Consider the following 21,668-nt stretch of genomic DNA (forward strand, 5'->3'; position numbering starts at 1 on the left):
GGGCGACCCATGGCGGCGCATGCCCATGGCGGGTGGCCCGGGCGGCAATCCCGGTCGCCGACATAAAATCACGGTTTACGCGCACCGCGCGCGCACTTACCGAAGCGCAGGACCGGCCTGCCGCAAGCTCAAAAAGTCATGCTGACATTCCAACAAATCATCCTGAAATTGCAGTCGTACTGGGACGCCCAGGGCTGCGCCCTGTTGCAGCCCTATGACATGGAAGTGGGCGCGGGCACCTCGCACACCGCCACCTTCCTGCGGGCCCTCGGCCCCGAGCCCTGGAAGGCCGCCTATGTCCAGCCCAGCCGCCGTCCCAAGGATGGCCGCTACGGCGAGAATCCGAACCGCCTGCAGCACTATTACCAGTTCCAGGTGGTGCTCAAGCCCGCGCCCGACAACATTCTCGAGCTCTACCTGGGCTCGCTCGAAGCCCTGGGCTTCGACCTGAAGAAGAACGACATCCGTTTCGTCGAGGACGACTGGGAAAACCCGACGCTGGGCGCCTGGGGCCTGGGCTGGGAAGTCTGGCTCAACGGCATGGAAGTGACCCAGTTCACCTACTTCCAGCAGGTCGGCGGCATCGACTGCAAGCCCGCGACCGGCGAGATCACCTACGGGCTCGAGCGCCTGGCGATGTACCTGCAGGGCGTGGACAACGTCTACAACCTGCAGTGGACCGACACGCTGACCTATGGCGACGTCTACCACCAGAACGAAGTCGAGCAGTCGACCTACAACTTCGAGCACGCCGACGCCGACTTCCTGTTCACGGCCTTCGCTGCGCATGAAAAGCAGGCCCAGCACCTGATTACCCAGTCCTTGTCGCTGCCCGCCTACGAGCAGGTGCTCAAGGCCGCGCACAGCTTCAACCTGCTGGACGCACGCGGCGCGATTTCGGTGACCGAGCGCGCCGCCTATATCGGCCGCATCCGCAATCTGGCGCGCACCGTCGCCAAGGCCTACCTCGACAGCCGCGCGCGCCTGGGCTTCCCGATGGCGCCCAAGGCCTGGGCAGAGGAAGTGCTGGCCGACCTGGCCAAGGCCGAGCAATCCGCCGCCGCCAAGAAGACCGCCTGAGCCGCTGCGACAGAGATAACACCATGAACCACTCGAATCTTCTCGTTGAACTGTTCGTTGAAGAACTGCCCCCCAAGGTCCTGCAAAAGCTCGGCGACGCGTTTGCCGGCGTGCTGTTCGACCAGCTCGCGGCCCACGGTCTGACCAGCGCCGAATCGCGCCTCACGGCCTATGCCTCGCCGCGTCGCCTGGCCGCGCATATCACCGAAGTCGCGCCGCAGGCGGCCGACAAGGCCGTGTCGCAAAAGCTCATGCCCGCCACGGTGGGCCTGACGGCCGACGGCCAGGCCACGCCGGCGCTGCTCAAGAAGCTCGCCGCGCTGGGCGCCGATGCCTCGGCCGTGGCCGGCCTGCAGCGCGTGCACGACGGCAAGGCCGACGTGCTGTATTTCGAAAGCACGGCGCGTGGCGCTCAGCTGACCGACGGCCTGCAAAAGGCCCTGGACGAAGCGATCGCCAAGCTGCCCATCCCCAAGGTCATGCGCTACCAGCTGCAGGACGGCTGGACCAGCGTGCACTTCGTGCGCCCGGCCCATGGCCTGGTCGCGCTGCACGGCACGCAGGTGCTGGTCGGCGTCAAGGCGCTGGGCCTGACGGCCGGCTCCGCCACCCATGGCCACCGCTTCGAGGCGGCCGTGGACCCGGTGGTCATTGAAAGCGCCGACAGCTACGCGCGCCAACTGGCCGAGCAGGGCGCGGTGATCGCCAGCTTTGCCGAGCGCCGCGCCGATATCGCGCGCCAGCTGCAGGCCGCGGCCGAGCTGGTCGGTGGTGGCGTGCGCCCCATCGAGGACGAAGCGCTGCTCGACGAAGTCACGGCGCTGGTCGAGCGCCCGCATGTGCTGATCTGCGAATTCGAGAAGGAATTCCTCGGCGTGCCGCAGGAATGCCTGATCCTGACGATGAAGGCCAACCAGAAGTACTTTCCGCTGCTGGCCGCCGATGGCAAGCTCACGCACCAGTTCCTGGTGGTGAGCAATATCCGTCCGGCCGATGCGAGCGCCGTGGTCGGCGGCAACGAGCGCGTGGTGCGCCCGCGCCTGGCCGACGCCAAGTTCTTCTTCGACCAGGACCGCAAGAAGACGCTGGCCTCGCGCGTCGAGGGGCTGGGCAAGGTGGTCTACCACAACAAGCTGGGCACGCAGGGCGAGCGCGTCGAGCGCGTGCGCGCCATTGCGAAGTCGATTGCGCAGCAACTCGGCGACAGTGCGCTGGCGCGCCAGGCCGATCTGGCCGCGCAGCTGGCCAAGACCGATCTGGTGACCGACATGGTCGGTGAATTCCCCGAACTCCAGGGCACGATGGGCCGCTACTACGCGCTCAACGACGGCCTCGATGTCGCCGTGGCCGACGCCATCGAAGACCATTACAAGCCGCGCTTCGCGGGCGATGAACTGCCGCGCAATGACGTCGGCGTGGTGGTGGCATTGGCCGACAAGCTCGAGACGCTGGTCGGCATGTTCGGCATCGGCAACCTGCCCACGGGCGACCGCGATCCGTTCGCGCTGCGCCGCCACGCGCTGGGCGTGGTCCGCATGCTGGTCGAGAAGGACCTGGCGCTGGACCTGGAAACCCTGCTGGTGAGCGCCATTCCCGCGTTTGGCGACAAGATCGCCGACGCCACGCCGGCGCTGCTCGACTTCATCTATGAGCGCCTGGCCGGCAACCTGCGCGAGCAGGGCTTCAGCGCCCAGCAGGTCGACGCCGTGCTGGCCCTGCGCCCGCAGCGGCTGGCCGACGTGCAAAAGCGCCTGGCAGCAGTGCGCGCGTTTGCCGCGCTGCCCGAAGCGCCGGCGCTGGCTGCGGCCAACAAGCGCGTGGGCAATATCCTGAAGAAGGCCGAGACTGCCGTGCAGGCCCGCGTCGCCGCGGACCTGCTGCAGGAAACCGCCGAAAAGGACTTGTACCAGGCGCTGCAGACCGCCGTGCCGCGCGCGGACGCGCAGTTTGCCGAAGGCGACTACACGGCCAGCCTGCAGACGCTGGCGGTGCTGCGCGCGCCCGTGGACGCGTTCTTCGACCAGGTGATGGTCAATGCCGAAGACCCGGCGCTCAAGGCCAACCGCCTGGGCCTGCTGGCGACGCTGCACGAAGCCATGAACCGCGTGGCCGACCTGTCGCGCCTCGCCACCTGACCCGCAGGCCTGGGCCATGAAGCTCGCGATCCTCGACCGTGATGGCACGCTCAACGCGGCCGGCGAGCCGTTCCTGCACGCGCCCGAAAGCTGGGTCGCGCTGCCCGGAGTGCTCGAGGCCGTGGCCCGGCTCAACCGCGGCGGCTGGCATGTGGTGCTGGCCACCAACCAGCCCGGGCTGGGCCTGGGCGAGGTGGGCCTGGGCGAACTCAATGCGATGCACGCCAGGATGCACCGCGCGCTGGCCGCGGCCGGCGCGCGCATCGAGGCCGTGTTCTACTGCCCGCATGCGCCCGAGGAGGGCTGCGGCTGCCGTGCGCCCGCGCCCGGGCTGATGCGGCAGATCGCCGAGCGCTATGGCGCCGAGTCCCATGAAACCTGGGTGATAGGCAGTGGCGCCGCCCACCTGCAGGCCGGTGCGCATCTGGGCGCCCACCTGCATCTGGTGTGCGCGCAGACCGCGGCCGAGGTGCTGTCCGGTCGGCCATTGCCGCCCGAATTCCCGCCGCAGACCCGCACGCACGCGAGCCTGGCCGAGCTGGTCGCAAGTCTCGTGCCGGCCGAACCGCTGCCGCCACCGTCCGCGCCGGGCAAGCTGCCATGAGTGCCGGGCGTTGCACGCCGCCGCGTCCCGCTGATTACTTGATTGGACTGATTTCGCCATGCCACTGATCCGCTCCGTGATTCACATGCTCTGGATGGCTGTGACCTGCATTCCCTATACGCTGGCCATTCTGGTGGTGCGGCTGTTCGGCGCATCGGCGCGTACGCGCTACCGGATCGCGCGCGCCTGGCTCAAGCTGAGCGTGGACAGCGCGGGCTGGTTCATGGGCGTGCGCTACCGGGTGCAGGGCATGGAGCATCTGCCGACCGATCCGCAGCAGGGCGTGGTGCTGCTCGTCAAGCACCAGTCGACCTACGAGACCTTCCTGATGCCGGCGATCATGCCGCGCCCGCTGGCCTATGTGTTCAAGAAGGAACTGCTGCAGGTGCCGTTCTTCGGCTGGTCCATCGGCAGCCTGGACATGATCCACATCAACCGCTCCGACGGCTCGCGCGCCTTCCACAAGGTGGTCGAGCAGGGCAAGCGGCTGCTGGCCCAGGGCACCTGGGTCATCATGTTCCCCGAAGGCACGCGCGTGCCGCGTGGCGAGAAGGGTGTCTACAAGTCGGGCGCGACGCGCCTGGCCATCATGGCCGGCGTACCCGTGGTGCCCGTCGCCGTGACGTCGGCCAAGTGCTGGCCGCGCAAGGCCTTCATCAAGCGCCCGGGCATGGTCGATGTGAGCGTAGGCCCGCAGATCCCGACCACGGGCCGCAAGCACGATGAACTGATGCTCGAAGTCGAAGCCTGGATCGAAAGCGAAATGCAGCGCCTCGACCCCGAAGCCTACGCGCGCTGAGAACGGCCATGGCAGGCCTGCTGCAGCGTGCCTGGGACTGGCTGGCGCCGCCCGAGGTGCCGCTGGTCGATGGCCAACTGGTCAAGCGCCAGCGGCGCGCGCCGTCGCCGCCAACGGGCCCGCCTGCCGGCAGTCCGGCACAGCCCGAGGGACTGCAACTGGAACTGGTGCCACTCTCCGCACCTGCGCCCACGCCTGAACCTGAGCTGCCTGCGCCACCGTGCATCGCGCCTGCGGTGGCGTTTGTGCATCCGCAGGCCAGCCACCATCTGCAGCTGTCGGGCATTCGCGTCGGCTATCTGCTCGAACGCAGCCGCCGGCGCAGCGTCGGCATGACCGTGGGCGTCGAAGGCCTGCGCGTGCGTGCGCCGCTGACTTCGAGCTTGGGCGTGGTCGAGCGCGTGCTGCAGGACAAGGCCGACTGGATCGTGCGCAAGCTGGCGGAGCAGCGCGAGCGCGGCCTGGAGGCGCAGAGCGCACGTCTGCAATGGGGCGCGCAGACGGTCTTGCCGTATCTGGGCGGCACGCTGTGTGTGGCACTGGTCACGCCCGGGCCCGGCATTCCCGCAGCGCAGCTGCAGCCCGCGCTCGGGGCCTTGCAGCTGGCGCTGGCCGCCGATGCGTCTGCCGAGCTGGTGCGCAGCCGCGTGCATGCCTGGTGGCTGCACGCCGCGCGCAGCCATTTCACCGCACGCCTGGACCATTTCGCGCCCCAATTGGGTGTGCAGTGGCGCAGCCTGCGGCTGTCGAGCGCGCGCACCCGCTGGGGCAGCGCGCGCAGCGATGGCGCGATCCGGCTGAACTGGCGTCTGCTGCATTACGCGCCCGAAGTCATTGACTACGTCGTGGTGCACGAGCTGTCCCATCTGCGGCACATGGACCACAGCCCGCGCTTCTGGGCCACGGTGGCCAGCGTGCTGCCCGACTACCGCGCGCTGCGCCAGCGCCTGCGCGACCAGCCCGCGCCGCTGTGGGCCGACGACGACGCTTGAGGCGTCAAAGTCCGCGGTCCGGTGCAGGCTGTCGCTGGAAACGCGACGGCAGTTCTGCGAGACTGTGCACCATGACTGATTCTCCGACTCCCGATTCTTCGACGACTTCCGGCGTGCGGCCCGCCCAGGGCTATGCAGGCGATCTGCCCGCGGCGCTGGCCTGGCAATGGGTGCAACAGGGGCAGGCGGTGCTGGTCGACGTGCGCACCGACGCCGAGCGCGAATGGGTAGGGCGCGTGCCCGGCGCCCAGGCCGTGGCCTGGAAGCAATGGCCGGGCATGGCGGCGAACGCCGATTTCGACGCCCAGCTGCGCGCGGCCGTGCCCGCAGGCATGAAAGTGGTGCTGCTGTGCCGCAGCGGCGTGCGCTCGGTCGCGGCTGCGCAGCGCGCGGCGGCGCTGGGCCTGGAGGCCTACAACATTCTCGAAGGCTTTGAAGGCGATGCCGATGAGAACGGTCAGCGCGGGCGCGTCGGGGGCTGGCGGCTTGCGGGCCTGCCCTGGCGGCAGTGAGCCTGCGGGCCCGATAAAGGGGCGCATCCAGTTTTGCCGCCGGGCCGCCCCAAGGCGGCGGACGGCCCCCTTGGGGGCAGCGCAGCTACGGCGTCAGCCGAGCAAGCGTGGGGGCAACTCCGCCGCCGCCGGGCCGCCCCAAGGCGGCGGACGGCCCCCTTGGGGGGCAGCGCAGCTACGGCGTCAGCCGAGCAAGCGTGGGGGCAACTCCGCCGCCGCCGGGCCGCCCCAAGGCGGCGGACGGCCCCCTTGGGGGGCAGCGCAGCTACGGCGTCAGCCGAGCAAGCGTGGGGGCCTAACTTACAGCGCGGGAATGCGCAGCTTCTGGCCCGGATAGATCTTGTCGGGGTGGGTCAGCATGGGCTTGTTCGCTTCGAAGATCGCCGGGTACTTGTTGGCGTCGCCGTAGTACTTCTTGGCAATCGCCGACAGCGTGTCACCGCGCACCACATCGTGGTACTGGGCTTCGGGCTCGGGGGTGGTGACGTTCATCTGGTTGTCGACCGAAGTCACGTTGGCGACATTGCCGCAGCACAGCGTGATCTTTTCCTTCGCGGCCTGGGTGGGCGCGTCGCCCGTGACCGTGACCTTGCCTTGCGCACCATCGAACGTCACCTTGACGTTGCTCGCGCCCAGCTTCTGGGTGGCGATATAGGCCTCGATCGCGCTGGCAGCCTTGATGTTCCGGTCTTCCTGCGATGCTCCCGGCACTGGCGCAGCCTGCGCCTCCTTGCCACCAAACAACTTCTCGCCGGCTTCCTTGATGAAAGTGAAAAGACCCATGGGATGACTCCTGTGAAAGCAAAGAGGCTTTACTTTAACCTCGGTTCGCGTTCCGTGGCGTGGGATAACGCCCTGTCAACCCCTGCCGGCTCGACAGCTATATCTCCGCCACAGTGCGCATGAAACCCCCAATCAGCGCAAAACTCCGGATAATCCGCCGCATGACATTTCTGGCCATCGACGTTGGCAACACCCGTCTCAAGTGGGCGCTGTACGACGCGGCGCATCCTGGCGCCACCCTGCTGGCGCATGGCGCCGAATTTCTCGAGCATATCGATCAACTGGCCGAAACCGGTTGGGCGGGCCTGCCCGCGCCCGATCGCATGCTCGGCTGCGTGGTCGCGGGCGATGCCGTCATGCGCCGGGTGCAGCAGCAGATAGAGCAGATGGCGCACTGGGATGTCGTTCCCCAGTGGGTGGTGCCGTCGGTGGCCGAGGCCGGCGTGGTCAATGGCTACGACCACCCCACGCGCCTGGGCGCCGACCGCTGGGTGGCGATGATAGGCGCGCGCCACCAGGTGCTGCGCCAGGGCGTGCCCCGGCCGCTGGTGGTGGTCATGGTCGGCACGGCGGTGACCGTCGATGCGCTCGACGCCGAAGGCCATTTTCTCGGCGGCCTGATCCTGCCCGGCCACGGCATCATGCTGCGCGCGCTCGAAACCGGTACCGCGGGCCTGCACGTGCCCACGGGCGAGGTCACGCTTTTTCCGACCAATACCAGCGACGCGCTGACCAGCGGCGGCACCTATGCGATCGCCGGGGCCGTCGAACGCATCTATCAGCATCTTTGCGCACGCTGCGGCGAGGCGCCGGCCTGCATCATGGCCGGTGGCGCAGGATGGAAAATGGCGCCCAGCATGTCGCGCCCGTTTGAGCTCACCGACAACCTGATCTTCGATGGCCTGCTGGTGATTGCCGCGCAACGCTGGCAGTCGTGATGGGCGCGGCGGTGGGCGGCCGCCATGCAGCCCATGCCGCTGTGCACAGTCACTGCAATCTGTAATAAATTGTTTCTCAATGAGACGGTTTGCACGCTGCATCCACTAAGGGTTGCCGGCGCTGGTGAATTCGGGCTGTACAGCATGGATTCATCTGCGCTGCAGACCTTACCGTCAGTGACTACCCCTGTTCTCCGGAGCAGAAGGTGGATGCGATAATTTACCGCTTCGCCAAGAGGCATCTAACTAATTTCCCCCATGATTCTGGTCACAGGCGGCGCAGGTTTTATCGGTGCCAATTTCGTTCTCGACTGGCTCGCGGCCCACGATGAACAGGTCGTCAATCTCGACAAGCTGACTTATGCCGGCAATCTGCACAATCTCGCGAGCCTGAATGGCGACCCGCGCCATGTATTTGTGCAAGGCGATATTGGCGACAGCGCGCTGCTGTCGCAACTGCTGCTGCAGCACCGGCCGCGCGCCGTGGTCAATTTCGCGGCGGAAAGCCATGTGGACCGCTCCATCCACGGCCCGGAAGATTTCATCCAGACGAATATCGTCGGTACTTTCCGCCTGCTCGAGGCCGTGCGTGGATATTGGAGTGACTTGCCGGCCGAACAGCAGCAGGATTTCCGTTTCCTGCATGTATCCACCGACGAAGTCTATGGATCGCTCGATGCCCAGGCGCCGGCCTTCACCGAAGAGCACCTCTACGAGCCCAACAGCCCTTATTCGGCGAGCAAGGCGGCCAGCGACCATCTGGTGCGCGCCTGGCACCACACCTACGGGCTGCCGGTGCTGACCACCAACTGCAGCAACAACTACGGTCCGCTGCACTTCCCGGAAAAGCTCATTCCGCTGATGATCGTCAACGCGCTTGCCGGCAAGCCGCTGCCGATCTATGGCGACGGCATGCAGGTGCGCGACTGGCTTTACGTCCGGGACCACTGCAGCGCCATACGCCGCGTGCTTGAAGCCGGTCGTCTGGGCGAGACCTACAACGTCGGCGGCTGGAACGAAAAGCCCAACGTCGAGATCGTCAACACCGTCTGCGCCCTGCTCGACGAGCTGCGTCCGCGCGCCGATGGCCAGAGCTATGCGGGCCAGATCACCTATGTGAAAGACCGTCCCGGCCATGACCGCCGCTACGCCATCGACGCACGCAAGCTCGAGCGCGAACTGGGCTGGAAACCCGCGGAAACGTTCGAGTCCGGCATTCGCAAGACGGTGCAGTGGTACCTCGAGAATCCCGAATGGGTGGCCCAGGTGCAAAGCGGCGCCTACCGGGACTGGGTGCAGACCCAATACGCGAACGCATGAGAATTGTTCTTCTGGGCCCCACGGGCCAGGTCGGCTGGGAGTTGCAGCGCAGCCTGGCCGTGCTCGGCGAAGTCATCGCCCTGGGGCGCCAGGGTCCGCACGCAGGCGATTTCGCCGATCCCGACAGCGTCGCGCGCAGCGTGCGCGCGCTGCGCCCCGACGTCATCGTCAATGCGGCCGCGCATACGGCCGTCGACAAGGCCGAGGCCGAACCCGAGCGCGCGCGCCTGCTCAACGCCACCACGCCCGCGCTGCTGGCGCGTGAAGCCCGTGCGCTGAGCGCCTTGCTGGTGCACTACAGCACCGACTACGTGTTCGACGGCAGCGGCAGCGCGGCGCGCAGCGAAGACGCCGCGACCGCGCCGCTGTCGGTCTATGGCCGGACCAAGCTCGAAGGCGAGCAGGCAATTGCCGCGTCCGGCTGCCGGCACCTGATTTTCCGCACCAGCTGGGTCTATGCCGCGCGCGGCGGCAATTTCGCCAAGACCATGCTGCGTCTGGCGCAGGAGCGCGAACGCCTGACGGTCATCGACGACCAGTGGGGCGCGCCCACGGGAGCCGATCTGATCGCCGATGTGACCGCGCATGCGATCCGGCATGCAGGCCATTCGCCGCAGGACCTGGGGCTGTACCACCTCGTGGCGTCGGGCGAAACCTGCTGGCACGCCTATGCCCAATTCGTGATCGAGACCGCGCGCGCGTTGCGCTCCGAACTGCCGCTGCGCGTCAGCGAGATCGCGCCCGTGCCCACCACGGCCTTTCCCACCCCTGCCCGGCGGCCGCTCAATTCCCGCCTGGACACATCAAGGCTGCAGTCTCGCTTCGGCCTGCGGCTGCCCCATTGGCAGCAGGGTGTGGTCCGCATGCTTCAAGAAACTCTATAAACAACCATGACACAACGCAAGGGCATCATCCTGGCCGGCGGCTCGGGCACTCGCCTGCACCCGGCGACACTGGCGATCAGCAAGCAACTGCTGCCGGTCTATGACAAGCCGATGATCTATTACCCGCTGAGCACGCTGATGCTCGCGGGCATACGCGAGATCCTGATCATCAGTACGCCCCAGGACACGCCGCGCTTCGAGCAACTGCTCGGTGACGGCAGCCAGTGGGGACTGCGCCTCGAATACGCGGTGCAGCCCAGCCCGGACGGGCTGGCCCAGGCATTCATCATCGGCGAGCAGTTCCTGGACGGTGCGCCCAGCGCGCTGGTGCTGGGCGACAACATTTTCTACGGCCACGACTTCCAGCACCTGCTGGCCCGTGCCCAGGTACGCGACGAAGGCGCAAGCGTCTTTGCCTACCATGTGCAGGATCCCGAGCGTTACGGCGTCGCCGAATTCGACGCTTCGGGCAAGGTGCTGTCGCTAGAGGAAAAGCCCGCCGTGCCGAAAAGCAACTACGCGGTGACCGGCCTGTACTTCTACGACGGCCAGGTGGTCGAAATGGCCAAGCGCCTCAAGCCTTCGGCGCGCGGCGAACTCGAGATCACCGACCTCAACCGCATGTACCTGGAGCAGGCGCAACTGCAGGTCGAAATCATGGGCCGTGGCTATGCCTGGCTCGATACCGGCACGCATGAAAGCCTGCTCGAAGCCGGCCAGTTCATCGCCACGCTCGAAAACCGCCAGGGCCTCAAAGTGGCTTGTCCCGAGGAACTCGCGTTTCGCCAGGGGTGGATCGATGCCGGGCAACTGGAAAATTTGGGGAAAGCATTGGCGAAGAATGGTTACGGGCAATATCTTTTGCGCCTGCTGAAAGAGAAGGTGAGTGCATGAAAGCGACTCCATTGAAAATTCCGGGGGTCATCCTGCTTGAACCCAAGGTATTTGGTGATCAGCGCGGATTTTTCTTGGAAAGTTTCAATAAGAAAGAGTTTGATCAAGTCGTAGGCGGTAACTATGATTTTGTTCAGGATAACCACAGCAGAAGTTCCCGCAATGTTCTGCGAGGATTGCACTATCAAGTCAAGCAACCGCAGGGAAAGCTGACGCGTGTGGTGCAGGGCGCTGTTTTTGATGTGGTGGTCGATCTGCGCAGGAAATCTCCCACATTTGGAGAGTGGGTGGGAGTCGAGTTGAGTGAGGAAAACCAGCAGCAGCTATGGGTGCCTCCTGGGCTGGCGCATGGGTTTATCGTTTTGAGTGAGTCTGCAGACTTCCTCTACAAAACCACTGAATATTACGCGCCTCAGCATGAGCGATCCATACGCTGGGATGATCCCACGTTGAATATTGATTGGCCTGCAGGTTGCATCCCGAAATTATCAGAAAAAGATTTGGCAGCATCTTATTTTCAAGATGCGGAGGTGTTTGATGAGTGCTGATAAATTTCCGGCAAAGGATGACCTCAAGAGGGCTTTTGAAAATTGGTCTGTGGTGAGTTTCATGGCGCTCAGCGATATGCGAGCGCGCTACAAACGCAGCGTTCTCGGACCACTTTGGATTACCTTGGGCACGGCGATCGGCTCGGTCGGCTTAGGCATGCTTTGGAGCGAGTTGCTGAAAGTCGATGCGAAGAGCTTTGTGCCGACATTGACTGCCGGATTGATCATCTGGCAGCTTGTTTCGGGTGTGATCACCGAATCATGTGGTCTGTACGGACGGCAGGCATCCATCATACGGAACATGAACCTGCCTTTGTCGATCCATCCGCTGCAGTTGATTTTCAGGCATCTGGTCAATTTTGCGCACAATATTCCTGTGTTTATTGTGCTGGCGCTTATCTTGAATGTGCCTTTCAATCTGAATACTTTGCTGTTCATTCCCGGCTTGTTGCTGGTTTCGCTGAATCTATTGTGGATTTGCCTGGTGGTCAGCTTGCTGGGTGCGCGGTTCAGAGACTTGGAGCATATTGTTGGAACGGTGATTCCATTGCTGATGTTCGTCAGCCCGGTTTTTTACCGCCCCGCCTATTTGCCATTCAGTCAGAACATCATCTGGGCGAATCCACTTTCTTATTTCATCGAAATAATCAGAGATCCTCTTTTAGGTGTGGCTCCACCCATGTTTGTAATTCAGACAAACTTGCTGATGTTGGTTGTTGGATGGATTGGTGCAGTCTGGTTGTTCAATAAGAAGCACAATCGCATTGCATTTTGGGTGTGAAGATGACAAAGCTAGAATTCAATAATGTGACGGTTCAATATCCCGTCTACAACACTCGCAGCTTGTCGCTGAGAAATCAGTTGGTGAGAATTGGAACAGGTGGGCGCATCGAAAGCGAGGCCGGTCACGTGAGCATCGTGACTGCGCTGAAAGACGTTTCATTTTCCTTGAAGGAGGGGGATGCGGTAGCGCTCATCGGGCACAACGGTGCGGGTAAGAGCACCATGCTGCGCACCATGGCAGGTGTCTATGCGCCGACTGCAGGAAAAGTCGTCCGGCAGGGCCGCGTGGCGACGGTCCTGGAGTTGGGTGCCGGAATGGATCCGGAACTCTCAGGCTATGAAAACATCATTCGCATGAGCGTTCTGATGGGTGCGAATATGCGGGAAATAAAGGAACGCACAGGAGATATCGAAGAATTCACCCAGTTGGGGGATTTCTTGAAATTGCCGGTTCGAACCTATTCGTCCGGCATGGCAACTAGGTTGATGTTTGCCGTGACCACATCAACGCGGCCAGACATCTTGCTGGTGGATGAGATTTTTGGCACCGGAGATGCTGATTTCCAGGATAAAGCCAAGAAGCGGATGGAAGAGTTGATTGAGTCCGTGGGTATCTTTGTCTTTGCATCGCACAATAATGAGTTGGTGAAAAACTATTGCAACCGCTTCTTCAGAGTCCATCATGGTGCCGTGGACGAAATCTCGCGCGAGGATTTCGGGTGAAGTCTTGATATTGATCGGTGATTGAACTTTTGGATCTGTTTGATGGATTGGTTTGATTATTGAAAATAAAGTAGCCCTTGCTGTCTGGCAGTGGTGCAGCACTTGAGGGTTGATGGACATTCTGGATATTGATTTTGATGTTTGTAAATTTCTATAAAAAATATTTAAAACAATTCTATTTTGTCCGTCTCTTGAGGTTGTTGGCGGGCAAGACGGTTTGGACTGTCCGGTGGAAAGTTGTCTATCCGGTCAAGCGGGCCTTTGCGAATTTTTTCCGGAAGATGAGCTTTTTTTGTTTTTCATGGGATGGCTCTTATTTTCTGGATAATTTTGTTCCAGAACGACCGCGCTCTGCTTTGCGAAATTTCTCGGATTTCACATCTGAAAAAGTCGCGCCGGTTTTTGACTTTTTCATTGTCAAGCTGGTGAAGCCATTGGCGCGCAGGACTATTCCTCGGCATATCAGGACAAAGCTGTTGTCGTTTGAATTCCGAAAAATGTTCATGCTTTTCGGAGGAAGTCGCGAACTCGCTCTTCTGGCAATCAGGGATGCCGCAGCGGAAAAAAGGATCAAACCGTCCGCAGAGCTGTTTTCGAAAGAAGAGGTGCTCACTGGCGCACCGATTGTCTTTCCTCCATCCCTGGGTGATGAAGTAGGCCTGGTCGCTGACAGCTATATTTTTCCTGCCATCACTGCCGTGGAAATCGTGAATGCCACGGTGGAAGGCCTGAGCAATTTTGTTGAGACGCATGAGGCAGTGCTGCACCATGATCTATACCAACTGACCTATGACTACACTTCGGAAGAGTTGCATGGACGATTTGCCATTTTTCCTCGGAGAAAAATCATCAGGAAGTTTGGGAAGTCTGAACCAGGCGCTGTCCTGGAGGCTGCTGCGGTTTTTACCGACGCATGCTCGCCAAACTATGCGCATTGGCTGACGGAAGTGCTGCCTAGAATTCATGTTGGTGCGAAGTCCGGAATGGATGAGAGTATCCCGTTCATTGTCGATGCGGGTTTGCATGCGAATATTCTTTTCTCCGCCCGCTTGCTTGCGGGAGCCCATCCGCTGGTCGAGCTCAAAAGGGGGGAGAGCATCCAGGTCAAGAAGCTGTATGTGGTGGGGGCCACAGGCTATATCCCATTCGATCGGCGGCCAGCCAAGGAGGGCGTTTATTCACATGGCGTCTTCAGTCCGTCGGCGTTGAAGTCCATGAGGGCGGAGTTGTCCGCATTGATGGGGCCCGCAGATGGCGATTACCCTCGAAAGATCATGCTGCGCCGAAGCTCGGGTGCGCGATCGATGAAGAATGAGGAAGCGCTGGCTTTGAAGCTGCAGGAGTTGGGTTTTTCTTCGATATATCCTGAAAAGCTTAGCTTTTCACAGCAATACCATTTGTTCTCGAATGCCGAGTGTGTGGTCGGTGCCACGGGGGCAGCCATGGCAAATCTTGTTTTCTGCCAGCCTGCATGCCGCTTGATCATCTGTATTTCTTCACACAAAGAGCACAGCTTTGGCTACTGGAGAAATATGGCATCTGCGATGGGGAATAATATCCGTTATGTGCTGGGGCCCGTGGTTGGCGAGAAAAACCAGGGAGTTCATGCGGATTTTGTGGTCGACGTGGATGATGTTGTTTTCGCCATCAACTATTAATAAGATTTGGAGTCTTGATGATTCATTCTACTGCGATCGTATCGCCCAATGCAGTTGTGGGCGCTGGCGTCTCCATTGCGCCGTTTTGCGTTATTGGAGATGCAGTCATCGGTAATAACTGCGTCATTCACCCCCACGTTGTTATCGCTGATGGCGTTCGTCTGGAAGATGGCGTCGAGGTTTTTCCGGGGGCATTTCTGGGCAAGGAACCCAAAGGCGCCGGAGCCTTGGCGAGAAAACCTGAGTTCGAGAAGAGGCTGCTCGTCGGTGCCGGGTCTTCGATCGGGCCCCATGCCGTCATTTTTTATGACGTCGTCATTGGCGCCGGCACATTGATTGGCGATGGTGCTTCGGTTCGTGAAAAGTGCAAGATTGGTGCATCGTGCATCGTGAGTCGTTATGTGACCATCAACTACAACACCAGCGTGGGCGATGGAACCAAAATCATGGATAACACACATATCACTGGCAACGCAGTCATCGGCCGCAATGTGTTCATCAGCGTGCTGGTGGGCACTGCGAATGACAATTTGGTCCGCGCAGGTTATGCGGAGCATGTGGTGGGGCCGGTGATCGAGGACGATGCAGTCATTGGACTGGGCGCGTCGTTGCTGCCGGGTGTCGTGATCGGTCAGGGCGCAACTGTTGCTGCCGGTGCGGTTGTCACAAAGAATGTCGCAGCCCAGACCTTGGTGGCAGGCACACCGGCGCGTTTTGTGCGTAAGACGGTGAATAGCGATACCTGATTATTTTGTTTCTAGGGGTAAATATGCCTATTGCGAACTGTAGTGTTGTGGATTTGCCTAGGGTACAAGACCCTAGAGGTAATTTGACTTTCATTGAAGGGTCGACGCATATCCCGTTTGATATTCAGCGGGTTTATTATCTTTATGATGTGCCCGGTGGCGCCGAGCGCGGGGGGCATGCGCACAAGGCGCTGCACCAGTTGATTATTGCGATTTCTGGTTCATTTGATGTCCACCTGGATGACGGTGGAGAGAAGAAGGTTTTTCAGCTGAATAGAAGCTATCAAGGCTTGTATATCTGTCCCATGATCTGGCGGGAGTTGAAAAACTTTTCTTCTGGCGCTGTCTGCATGGTGGTGGCTTCCGAGAAGTATGATGAAGAAGACTACTACCGAGACTACTCGGATTTTCTTGTCGGCTGTAAAAAAGGTGTGTGATGGCGGTTTCTTTTCTTAATCTGGGTCGTTTGAATTCCGAACTCCGTGCTGGAATGGATGCTGCTTACAAGCGCGTCATGGATTCCGGTACATACATCATGGGGTCGGAGGTCGACCACTTTGAAAAGGAATTCGCCGCCTACTCCAATGTGAGCCATTGCGTTGGTGTCGGCAACGGGCTGGATGCCCTGACCTTGCTCTTGCGCGCCTACGGCATCGGGGCGGGTGATGAAGTCATCGTGCCGTCCAACACGTTCATCGCTACCTGGCTGGCGGTGTCCCAATGCGGCGCCAAGCCTGTCCCTGTCGAGCCTGATCCCGTCAGCCACAACATGGATCCGGCCCGGATTGAAAAGGCCATCACGCCCCGCACGCGTGCGATCATGCCGGTGCACCTGTATGGGCAGGTCGCCGACATGGACCCCATCATGGAGATTGCTGCACGCTTCGGACTGGTCGTGATTGAAGATGCGGCCCAATCCCAGGGCGCGCTGTACAAGGGCCGCAAGGCCGGTGGCTTGGGCCATGCCGCAGGCACGAGCTTCTACCCAGGCAAGAACCTGGGCGCGATGGGCGATGCCGGGGCCGTGCTGACAAATGATGCGGAGATTGCGGCCAAGGTCCGCAAGCTGCGGAACTACGGCTCGACCGTCAAGTATGAGCATACCGAGGCGGGCTATAACACCCGCTTGGATGAACTGCAGGCTGCTTTTCTGCGTGAAAAGCTCAGGGTTCTGGACGCATGGAACCAGAAACGGCAGCTTGTCGCCAAAAAATACACCGAGGCATTGCAGGGCACAGGTTTGACGCTGCCGCAGGGATCGCCGTGGGGCGGTGATGTCTGGCATCTGTACGTGGTCGTCACCGCCCAGCGTGATGCATTGCACCAGTATCTGGCCTCGCGAGGCATTGGCACCGTGATCCATTATCCCAAGCCGCCGCACCTGCAGGGCTGCTATGCGGAGTATTCTCAGACATCGTTGCCCGTGGCTGAGCAGCTTGCCGGGCAGGTGCTGAGCTTGCCCATGTCGCCGGATTTGACGGATGCCGAAGTACAAGAGGTGATTGACTCCGTGAAAGAATTTTTCGCGCGGGGTGAATGATCCAGGGTTGTGCCTGTCTCTGGCTGAAAGCACCATGGGCTGATGGTGGGTGAATGGCGTGGTCAGCGCTTCATTGTTTTTTTGAAAATGGCTGGTTTTCGTGGCTGTCCATGGATGAGGTGCTGAGGTGATTTTTTCAAGGTCAGAGAACAGTCGCAATTTCCGTCATGAAATTGAACGCTTGATCAAAGCCGATGAGCTGGAGGCTGCGCTCCTCTATATTGAGAATATAGTGGAGCGCGTTTTTTGCGAGCCACTGAATACGGCGCAAATCTTCGGTGACCCGTTCCTGGACTCGGCCTGCGAGCAGATAGGGCGTTTGTCCTTGCGCGGATGCACAGCGCATCCTGATGCAGGAAGCTATCGCGATCGTGGAGGTGCCGTTTTCATCGCGAGCAGACTGCAGGCGTCTGGCGGCCATACCGCTGTTTTGGCGGATATCGCATGCCGCATGCAAGGCCCGGTCACCATTGTCATCACGGGCGTGGTGGGGGCTACGGATCTCTCTGCGATCCAGCATGCGTTCAGGGCTGCGCCCGGGCTGGAATTCATCTGCGTGCCCGCGGGCAGCCGTTTGGGCAAGCTTCAGTGGCTACAGGCCTGTCTGCAGGCAATCAATCCAGAGACGGTATGGCTGGCCAATCACCACCAGGACAGCGTGGCCGTATCGGCGGTCCAGCCTGGTCAGGGCTATGCCCTCAAATACTTGCACCATGGCGATCACCATCTCTGCCTGGGTGTGTTCCTTTCCTTTGGCGAGCACTATGACCTGCATTCCATGGGCTTCTGGAACTGTCGTGATGTCTTGCATCACAAGGAAAACCAATACCTGCCCCTGATCGTTGCGGATCCCGGGCTGGATTCTGCGAAAGCCCGGGGCGCGCCATCCGCGGAAATCGTGTCATGCACTGCGGCCGGGAAGAACAAGATAGAGCATGCGTACTGGCCCGATTACGCCGATGTGATCGCTGATGTTCTGGCGAAGACGGGCGGAAAGCACCTTCATGTCGGGCGCCTGAGCTGGCTTTATCGCAGGAAGATCAGACGCGCCCTGGCCAGGAGGCAGGTACCGTCCAGTGCTCTGGAGTTCATTCCCTATGTGCCCAGCGTTGCCCGCTTCTTGCAGGAGCGCCAAGTGGATCTTTATCTGGCATCCTTTCCCTACGCTGGCGCCCGTACGGCCGTGGAGGCCATGGCCGCGGGTGTGGCGATTGCAGGACACGACCACTCGGGCAAAAGATTCCTGGGCGCGGTGGACATGTTGCCTGTGGGCAGCTGCGTCTGGTCCACGCCTGACCAGTTGATGACCTTCCTGTCCGCAAACGACACTGTCACGTTGCGCCAGCTGGGGTGTCAGGCGCGACTGCACTACGAAAAATACCATTCGCCTGAAAGTCTGATGAAGGCGCTGCAATTCGGCGTCAATGAGTCGGGATTTCCGCCCCAGCCAATGCCCAGGCCATCCGACGAATTGGACGCAGCCTTGTTGCGGTCCGCGCAGTTTACTTTTTCGGGCGTATTGAAGCGCAGGGGCTTGCGCTGCTTTCGTGCGGTGAAAGCATTCTTGAGCCGGTTTCGCTGAATTGAAATATAGGATGAATAAAATGGCCTCGCTGCTCTTTCCGGTTGGCAGGGATATGCATGTCTTGGGCATGCAGTTCCATGGAATGCTATGAGCTCCCGCGTCGGTGTGAATTCTTCCCTGGTGGTTTCTGTGGTCAGCCACGGGCACGGGAAGATGGTGCGGTCCTTGTTGCAGGAAATTGCGCAGGCCAGCGCCGGCGTGGTCACGCGGGTCGTCCTGACCATCAATATTCCCGAGCAGCCTGTGTGCTCCTTCGACGGAGAGTGGCCGTTTCTTCTTGAACTGCGCTGCAATGCACACCCGCTGGGGTTTGGTGCAAACCACAATGCAGCCCTGCTGGGGGCTACCGAAGACTTCCTTTGCGTGTTGAATCCAGATGTTGGTCTTCAGGGGGCAGATCCGTTTGCCGCATTGATGCACGCTGCAAAGGATGGAAATGAGGCCTGCGCCTACCCGATCCAGGTGGACGAGCAAGGCAGAATCCAGGACAGCGAGAGGGCGCTGCCGACGCCACTTGCGTTGCTGCGGCGCAGGGTGTTGGGCCAGCCGGAAGCACGGGTGGATTGGGTCAACGCGGCCTGCCTGATGTTTCCCCGCAGGCTATGGCAGGCGGTACGGGGCTTTGATACTTCCTACCATATGTATTGCGAGGATGTCGATCTGTGCCTGCGGATCCGCCTGGCGGGGTTCACGCTGGAAAAAGCACCATGCACCTTGCTCCACTCCGGGAGCCGGGCCAGCCATCGTAAATGGAGCCATTTGCGATGGCATGTGGGCAGTTTGTTGCGCTTGTGGGCATCGCCGGCATACAAGGCATACAAGAAGACCTTGTACGCCCGCGCTTGACTCACGCTCCGCCCCAAGGGGCCATCCAGGTAAATACCGGTGGTTGGTCGCGTAAATCCCGGGGTGCTGGCCGGCGCATCCTTTCGCTCCTTCGGCGACACTGATTTTCATATAACGCGCCTGTGGCTCCCGAGATTTTCATGGGGGCTGGCATATATTGTTCTTTTGGCGTCATAGGCGCACTGAATCGAAATTGAATGGTCTGGTTATCCATCCTGTCTTTCTTAACGGCCCTGGTCTGTGCGGGTCTTATCGTGCGCTGGTCACGCAGCCACCATGTGGTCTATGGCGAAGACATGCCCCAGCGTTTTCACCGCGGCGATGTGCCGCGCATCGGCGGCCTGGCCGTGCTGATTGCCTTGTTGCTGAGCTGGAGCGCGGGCCTGGTCTCGACGGCTTTCTTCGGCGACCCGTCCGCGTTGCGCATGAATATCTGGGTCGGCTGGTTCATGCTGGCCATCCTGCCTGCGGTCCTCGGCGGCCTCGCCGAAGACCTGACCCAGCGCCTGTCGGTGCGCTATCGGCTGCTGCTCACGGGCCTGACGGGCGTTCTGGGCATCTGGCTGCTCGATCTGGGCGTGCCGCGCCTGGGCCTGCCCTGGATCGACGCGCTGCTGGTCTGGGCACCCTGGATAGGCATGGGCATCGCGCTGGTGGCCATCGCCGGGCTGCCGCATGCGTTCAACATCATCGATGGCTACAACGGGCTCGCGGGCATGGTCGCGGTGGTCATCTGCCTGGCGCTGGCCCATGTGGCACTGCAGGTAGGCGACCGTGCGCTGGCCGCGCTGCTGCTGAGCACGGCCGCGGCCACGGGCGGCTTTCTGGTGTGGAACTATCCGCGCGGCATGCTGTTCGCCGGCGACGGCGGCGCCTATATCTGGGGGGTGGTTATCGCTTTTTCGAGCATCCTGCTGGTGCAGCGTCATGCGCTGGTCTCGCCGTGGTTTCCCATGCTGCTGCTGATCTACCCGGTCTGGGAGACGGTTTTCTCGATGTACCGCAAGCTCGCGCGCGGCGACTCGCCAGGCATGGCCGATGCGCTGCACTTCCACCAGTTGGTCTACAGGCGTATCGTCTGGGGAGTCTTCCACGATGATGAATCCCGGCAGATGCTGATGCGCAACAACCGCACCTCACCCTATCTCTGGGCCTTTACGTTGCTCACGGTGCTGCCGGCCATGTTGTTCTGGCGCAATACGCCGGTGCTGATGGCTTTTTGCGGTCTGTTTATGATCAGCTATGTCTGCGCCTATCTGGCGATCGTGCGCTTCAAGTTGCCGGGCTGGCTGCAGAAGTGAGCCGCTTTTACCGTCCCGGGGGCGCCCCAGAGCGCACTGCGGCACTGCAGTTGCGGCACAATGCCCCGCTTGTTGTTGATTACTTCCCTGCCCCACGGCCTGCACCATGAACGATATCCTCTCCATTGCCCCGCGCGACAAAGCCGAAATCCTCGCCCAGGCGCTGCCCTACATCCGCAAGTTCCATGGCAAGACCATCGTGATCAAGTATGGCGGCAACGCCATGACCGATCCGGCCCTGCAGGCCGACTTTGCCGAGGATGTGGTGTTGCTCAAGCTCGTGGGGATGAATCCCGTGGTGGTGCACGGCGGCGGGCCGCAGATTGAAACCGCACTCAACCGTCTGGGCAAGAAGGGCGAGTTCATCCAGGGCATGCGCGTCACGGACGCCGAGACCATGGAAGTGGTCGAATGGGTGCTGGCCGGAGAAGTGCAGCAGGACATCGTCGGCCTGATCAACCAGGCGGGGGGCAAGGCCGTGGGTCTCACGGGCCGCGACGGTGGCCTGATTCGCGCGCAAAAGCTCAAGCTGGCCGACAACAAGAACCCGAGCATCGAGCACGACCTGGGCCAGGTCGGCGACATCGTGGCGATCGACCCGAGCGTGGTGCGTGCGCTGCAGGACGATGCCTTCATTCCGGTGATCAGCCCGATCGGCTTTGGCGAAGACAACGAGAGCTACAACATCAATGCCGACGTGGTCGCGAGCAAGTTGGCGACGGTGCTGCAGGCCGAGAAGCTGATGCTGTTGACCAATACGCCCGGCGTGCTGGACAAGGCCGGCCAACTGCTGACCGATCTCACGGCGCGTGAAATCGATGCACTGTTTGCCGATGGCACGATCTCGGGCGGCATGCTGCCCAAGATCGCGGGCGCGCTCGACGCGGCCAAGGCCGGCGTGAATGCGGTGCACATCATCGACGGCCGCGTGCCGCATGCGATGCTGCTTGAAATTCTCACGGACCAGGCCTACGGCACGATGATCCGCAGCCACTGA

Annotated in this window: 22 protein-coding genes; 21 read left to right on the top strand and 1 reads right to left on the bottom strand. The window is 61.4% G+C overall.

Annotated features, from left to right (window positions below):
• Positions 1-138 precede the first annotated feature (138 nt).
• The 6 genes from glyQ (at position 139) to GVL12_RS09265 (ending at position 6,122) form a co-directional block, all read left to right on the top strand.
• Positions 139-1,080, top strand: coding sequence for a glycine--tRNA ligase subunit alpha (gene glyQ / locus GVL12_RS09240; protein WP_159913112.1), 942 nt, complete (start codon positions 139-141; stop codon positions 1,078-1,080).
• 23 nt (positions 1,081-1,103) lie between these two features.
• Entirely contained in the window at positions 1,104-3,215 is a 2,112-nt protein-coding gene (glyS, locus tag GVL12_RS09245; protein ID WP_159913114.1) for a glycine--tRNA ligase subunit beta, read from the top strand.
• Positions 3,216-3,231: 16 nt separating this feature from the next.
• A complete protein-coding gene (locus GVL12_RS09250; protein WP_159913116.1) occupies positions 3,232-3,819 on the top strand; it encodes an HAD-IIIA family hydrolase in 588 nt (195 codons plus the stop codon).
• A 58-nt stretch (positions 3,820-3,877) separates the two neighbouring features.
• Positions 3,878-4,618, top strand: a complete 741-nt coding sequence (locus GVL12_RS09255; protein WP_159913118.1) for a 1-acyl-sn-glycerol-3-phosphate acyltransferase — start codon at positions 3,878-3,880, stop codon at positions 4,616-4,618.
• Positions 4,619-4,626: 8 nt separating this feature from the next.
• Positions 4,627-5,610, top strand: a complete 984-nt coding sequence (locus GVL12_RS09260) for a M48 family metallopeptidase (protein ID WP_159913120.1) — start codon at positions 4,627-4,629, stop codon at positions 5,608-5,610.
• Between the two features lie 71 nt (positions 5,611-5,681).
• Positions 5,682-6,122 carry a rhodanese-like domain-containing protein gene (locus tag GVL12_RS09265; RefSeq protein ID WP_159913122.1) on the top strand — a complete coding sequence of 147 codons (441 nt, stop codon included), beginning with the start codon at positions 5,682-5,684 and terminating at the stop codon, positions 6,120-6,122.
• Positions 6,123-6,422: 300 nt separating this feature from the next.
• Here GVL12_RS09265 and lysM read toward each other — a convergent pair whose 3' ends face one another.
• Positions 6,423-6,905 carry a peptidoglycan-binding protein LysM gene (lysM, locus tag GVL12_RS09270; RefSeq protein WP_159913124.1) on the bottom strand — a complete coding sequence of 161 codons (483 nt, stop codon included), beginning with the start codon at positions 6,903-6,905 and terminating at the stop codon, positions 6,423-6,425.
• A gap of 161 nt (positions 6,906-7,066) precedes the next feature.
• Here lysM and GVL12_RS09275 point away from each other — a divergent pair, with 161 nt between their 5' ends.
• The 15 genes from GVL12_RS09275 (at position 7,067) to argB (ending at position 21,668) form a co-directional block, all read left to right on the top strand.
• Positions 7,067-7,843: a type III pantothenate kinase gene (locus GVL12_RS09275; protein ID WP_159913126.1), complete on the top strand. Its 777-nt coding sequence runs from the start codon at positions 7,067-7,069 to the stop codon at positions 7,841-7,843.
• A gap of 258 nt (positions 7,844-8,101) precedes the next feature.
• On the top strand, positions 8,102-9,163 hold the full coding sequence (gene rfbB / locus GVL12_RS09280) for a dTDP-glucose 4,6-dehydratase (RefSeq protein ID WP_159913128.1): 1,062 nt from the start codon (positions 8,102-8,104) through the stop codon (positions 9,161-9,163).
• Positions 9,160-10,047 (top strand): dTDP-4-dehydrorhamnose reductase, encoded by an 888-nt coding sequence (rfbD, locus tag GVL12_RS09285; RefSeq protein ID WP_159913130.1) that lies wholly within the window; start codon positions 9,160-9,162, stop codon positions 10,045-10,047. Before rfbB ends, rfbD begins: the two co-directional genes overlap by 4 nt.
• 6 nt (positions 10,048-10,053) lie before the next feature.
• Positions 10,054-10,941, top strand: coding sequence for a glucose-1-phosphate thymidylyltransferase RfbA (gene rfbA, locus GVL12_RS09290; protein WP_159913132.1), 888 nt, complete (start codon positions 10,054-10,056; stop codon positions 10,939-10,941).
• The gene (rfbC, locus tag GVL12_RS09295; RefSeq protein WP_159913134.1) at positions 10,938-11,489 is read left to right on the top strand and encodes a dTDP-4-dehydrorhamnose 3,5-epimerase; all 552 of its coding nucleotides are present in this window, start codon (positions 10,938-10,940) and stop codon (positions 11,487-11,489) included. Before rfbA ends, rfbC begins: the two co-directional genes overlap by 4 nt.
• Positions 11,479-12,270: an ABC transporter permease gene (locus GVL12_RS09300; protein ID WP_159913136.1), complete on the top strand. Its 792-nt coding sequence runs from the start codon at positions 11,479-11,481 to the stop codon at positions 12,268-12,270. Before rfbC ends, GVL12_RS09300 begins: the two co-directional genes overlap by 11 nt.
• A 2-nt stretch (positions 12,271-12,272) precedes the next feature.
• Positions 12,273-12,995, top strand: coding sequence for an ABC transporter ATP-binding protein (locus tag GVL12_RS09305; RefSeq protein WP_159913138.1), 723 nt, complete (start codon positions 12,273-12,275; stop codon positions 12,993-12,995).
• Positions 12,996-13,132: 137 nt separating this feature from the next.
• Positions 13,133-14,653, top strand: coding sequence for a DUF563 domain-containing protein (locus tag GVL12_RS09310; protein WP_159913140.1), 1,521 nt, complete (start codon positions 13,133-13,135; stop codon positions 14,651-14,653).
• Between the two features lie 17 nt (positions 14,654-14,670).
• Complete coding sequence (locus GVL12_RS09315) at positions 14,671-15,399, top strand: DapH/DapD/GlmU-related protein (protein WP_159913142.1); 729 nt, start codon at positions 14,671-14,673, stop codon at positions 15,397-15,399.
• A 23-nt stretch (positions 15,400-15,422) separates the two neighbouring features.
• Positions 15,423-15,836 (top strand): FdtA/QdtA family cupin domain-containing protein, encoded by a 414-nt coding sequence (locus tag GVL12_RS09320; protein ID WP_159913144.1) that lies wholly within the window; start codon positions 15,423-15,425, stop codon positions 15,834-15,836.
• On the top strand, positions 15,836-16,939 hold the full coding sequence (locus tag GVL12_RS09325) for a DegT/DnrJ/EryC1/StrS aminotransferase family protein (protein ID WP_159913146.1): 1,104 nt from the start codon (positions 15,836-15,838) through the stop codon (positions 16,937-16,939). The genes GVL12_RS09320 and GVL12_RS09325 overlap by 1 nt, the downstream gene beginning before the upstream one ends.
• Positions 16,940-17,120: 181 nt before the next feature.
• Positions 17,121-18,521 (top strand): hypothetical protein, encoded by a 1,401-nt coding sequence (locus tag GVL12_RS09330; RefSeq protein ID WP_159913148.1) that lies wholly within the window; start codon positions 17,121-17,123, stop codon positions 18,519-18,521.
• A 90-nt stretch (positions 18,522-18,611) separates the two neighbouring features.
• Positions 18,612-19,370, top strand: a complete 759-nt coding sequence (locus GVL12_RS09335) for a glycosyltransferase family 2 protein (protein ID WP_200843626.1) — start codon at positions 18,612-18,614, stop codon at positions 19,368-19,370.
• Positions 19,371-19,567: 197 nt separating this feature from the next.
• Complete coding sequence (locus GVL12_RS09340) at positions 19,568-20,671, top strand: glycosyltransferase (protein WP_159913150.1); 1,104 nt, start codon at positions 19,568-19,570, stop codon at positions 20,669-20,671.
• 106 nt (positions 20,672-20,777) lie between these two features.
• On the top strand, positions 20,778-21,668 hold the full coding sequence (argB, locus tag GVL12_RS09345) for an acetylglutamate kinase (protein ID WP_159913152.1): 891 nt from the start codon (positions 20,778-20,780) through the stop codon (positions 21,666-21,668).

The organism is Pantoea sp. 18069, from assembly GCF_902706035.1.
In the GTDB taxonomy this organism is placed as follows: domain Bacteria; phylum Pseudomonadota; class Gammaproteobacteria; order Burkholderiales; family Burkholderiaceae_C; genus Comamonas.

Excerpts from the sequence above, each read along its gene's own strand:
- argB (WP_159913152.1), top strand. The coding sequence starts at position 20,778 with ATGAACGATATCCTCTCCATTGCCCCGCGCGACAAAGCCGAAATCCTC.
- GVL12_RS09315 (WP_159913142.1), top strand. The coding sequence starts at position 14,671 with ATGATTCATTCTACTGCGATCGTATCGCCCAATGCAGTTGTGGGCGCT.
- rfbC (WP_159913134.1), top strand. The coding sequence starts at position 10,938 with ATGAAAGCGACTCCATTGAAAATTCCGGGGGTCATCCTGCTTGAACCC.
- GVL12_RS09265 (WP_159913122.1), top strand. The coding sequence starts at position 5,682 with ATGACTGATTCTCCGACTCCCGATTCTTCGACGACTTCCGGCGTGCGG.
- GVL12_RS09250 (WP_159913116.1), top strand. The coding sequence starts at position 3,232 with ATGAAGCTCGCGATCCTCGACCGTGATGGCACGCTCAACGCGGCCGGC.
- GVL12_RS09260 (WP_159913120.1), top strand. The coding sequence starts at position 4,627 with ATGGCAGGCCTGCTGCAGCGTGCCTGGGACTGGCTGGCGCCGCCCGAG.
- GVL12_RS09310 (WP_159913140.1), top strand. The coding sequence starts at position 13,133 with ATGTTTGTAAATTTCTATAAAAAATATTTAAAACAATTCTATTTTGTC.
- lysM (WP_159913124.1), bottom strand. The coding sequence starts at position 6,905 with ATGGGTCTTTTCACTTTCATCAAGGAAGCCGGCGAGAAGTTGTTTGGT.
- GVL12_RS09340 (WP_159913150.1), top strand. The coding sequence starts at position 19,568 with ATGGTCTGGTTATCCATCCTGTCTTTCTTAACGGCCCTGGTCTGTGCG.
- GVL12_RS09255 (WP_159913118.1), top strand. The coding sequence starts at position 3,878 with ATGCCACTGATCCGCTCCGTGATTCACATGCTCTGGATGGCTGTGACC.
- rfbB (WP_159913128.1), top strand. The coding sequence starts at position 8,102 with ATGATTCTGGTCACAGGCGGCGCAGGTTTTATCGGTGCCAATTTCGTT.
- GVL12_RS09300 (WP_159913136.1), top strand. The coding sequence starts at position 11,479 with ATGAGTGCTGATAAATTTCCGGCAAAGGATGACCTCAAGAGGGCTTTT.
- GVL12_RS09320 (WP_159913144.1), top strand. The coding sequence starts at position 15,423 with ATGCCTATTGCGAACTGTAGTGTTGTGGATTTGCCTAGGGTACAAGAC.
- rfbA (WP_159913132.1), top strand. The coding sequence starts at position 10,054 with ATGACACAACGCAAGGGCATCATCCTGGCCGGCGGCTCGGGCACTCGC.
- GVL12_RS09325 (WP_159913146.1), top strand. The coding sequence starts at position 15,836 with ATGGCGGTTTCTTTTCTTAATCTGGGTCGTTTGAATTCCGAACTCCGT.
- GVL12_RS09305 (WP_159913138.1), top strand. The coding sequence starts at position 12,273 with ATGACAAAGCTAGAATTCAATAATGTGACGGTTCAATATCCCGTCTAC.
- glyQ (WP_159913112.1), top strand. The coding sequence starts at position 139 with ATGCTGACATTCCAACAAATCATCCTGAAATTGCAGTCGTACTGGGAC.
- rfbD (WP_159913130.1), top strand. The coding sequence starts at position 9,160 with ATGAGAATTGTTCTTCTGGGCCCCACGGGCCAGGTCGGCTGGGAGTTG.
- GVL12_RS09335 (WP_200843626.1), top strand. The coding sequence starts at position 18,612 with ATGAGCTCCCGCGTCGGTGTGAATTCTTCCCTGGTGGTTTCTGTGGTC.
- GVL12_RS09275 (WP_159913126.1), top strand. The coding sequence starts at position 7,067 with ATGACATTTCTGGCCATCGACGTTGGCAACACCCGTCTCAAGTGGGCG.
- glyS (WP_159913114.1), top strand. The coding sequence starts at position 1,104 with ATGAACCACTCGAATCTTCTCGTTGAACTGTTCGTTGAAGAACTGCCC.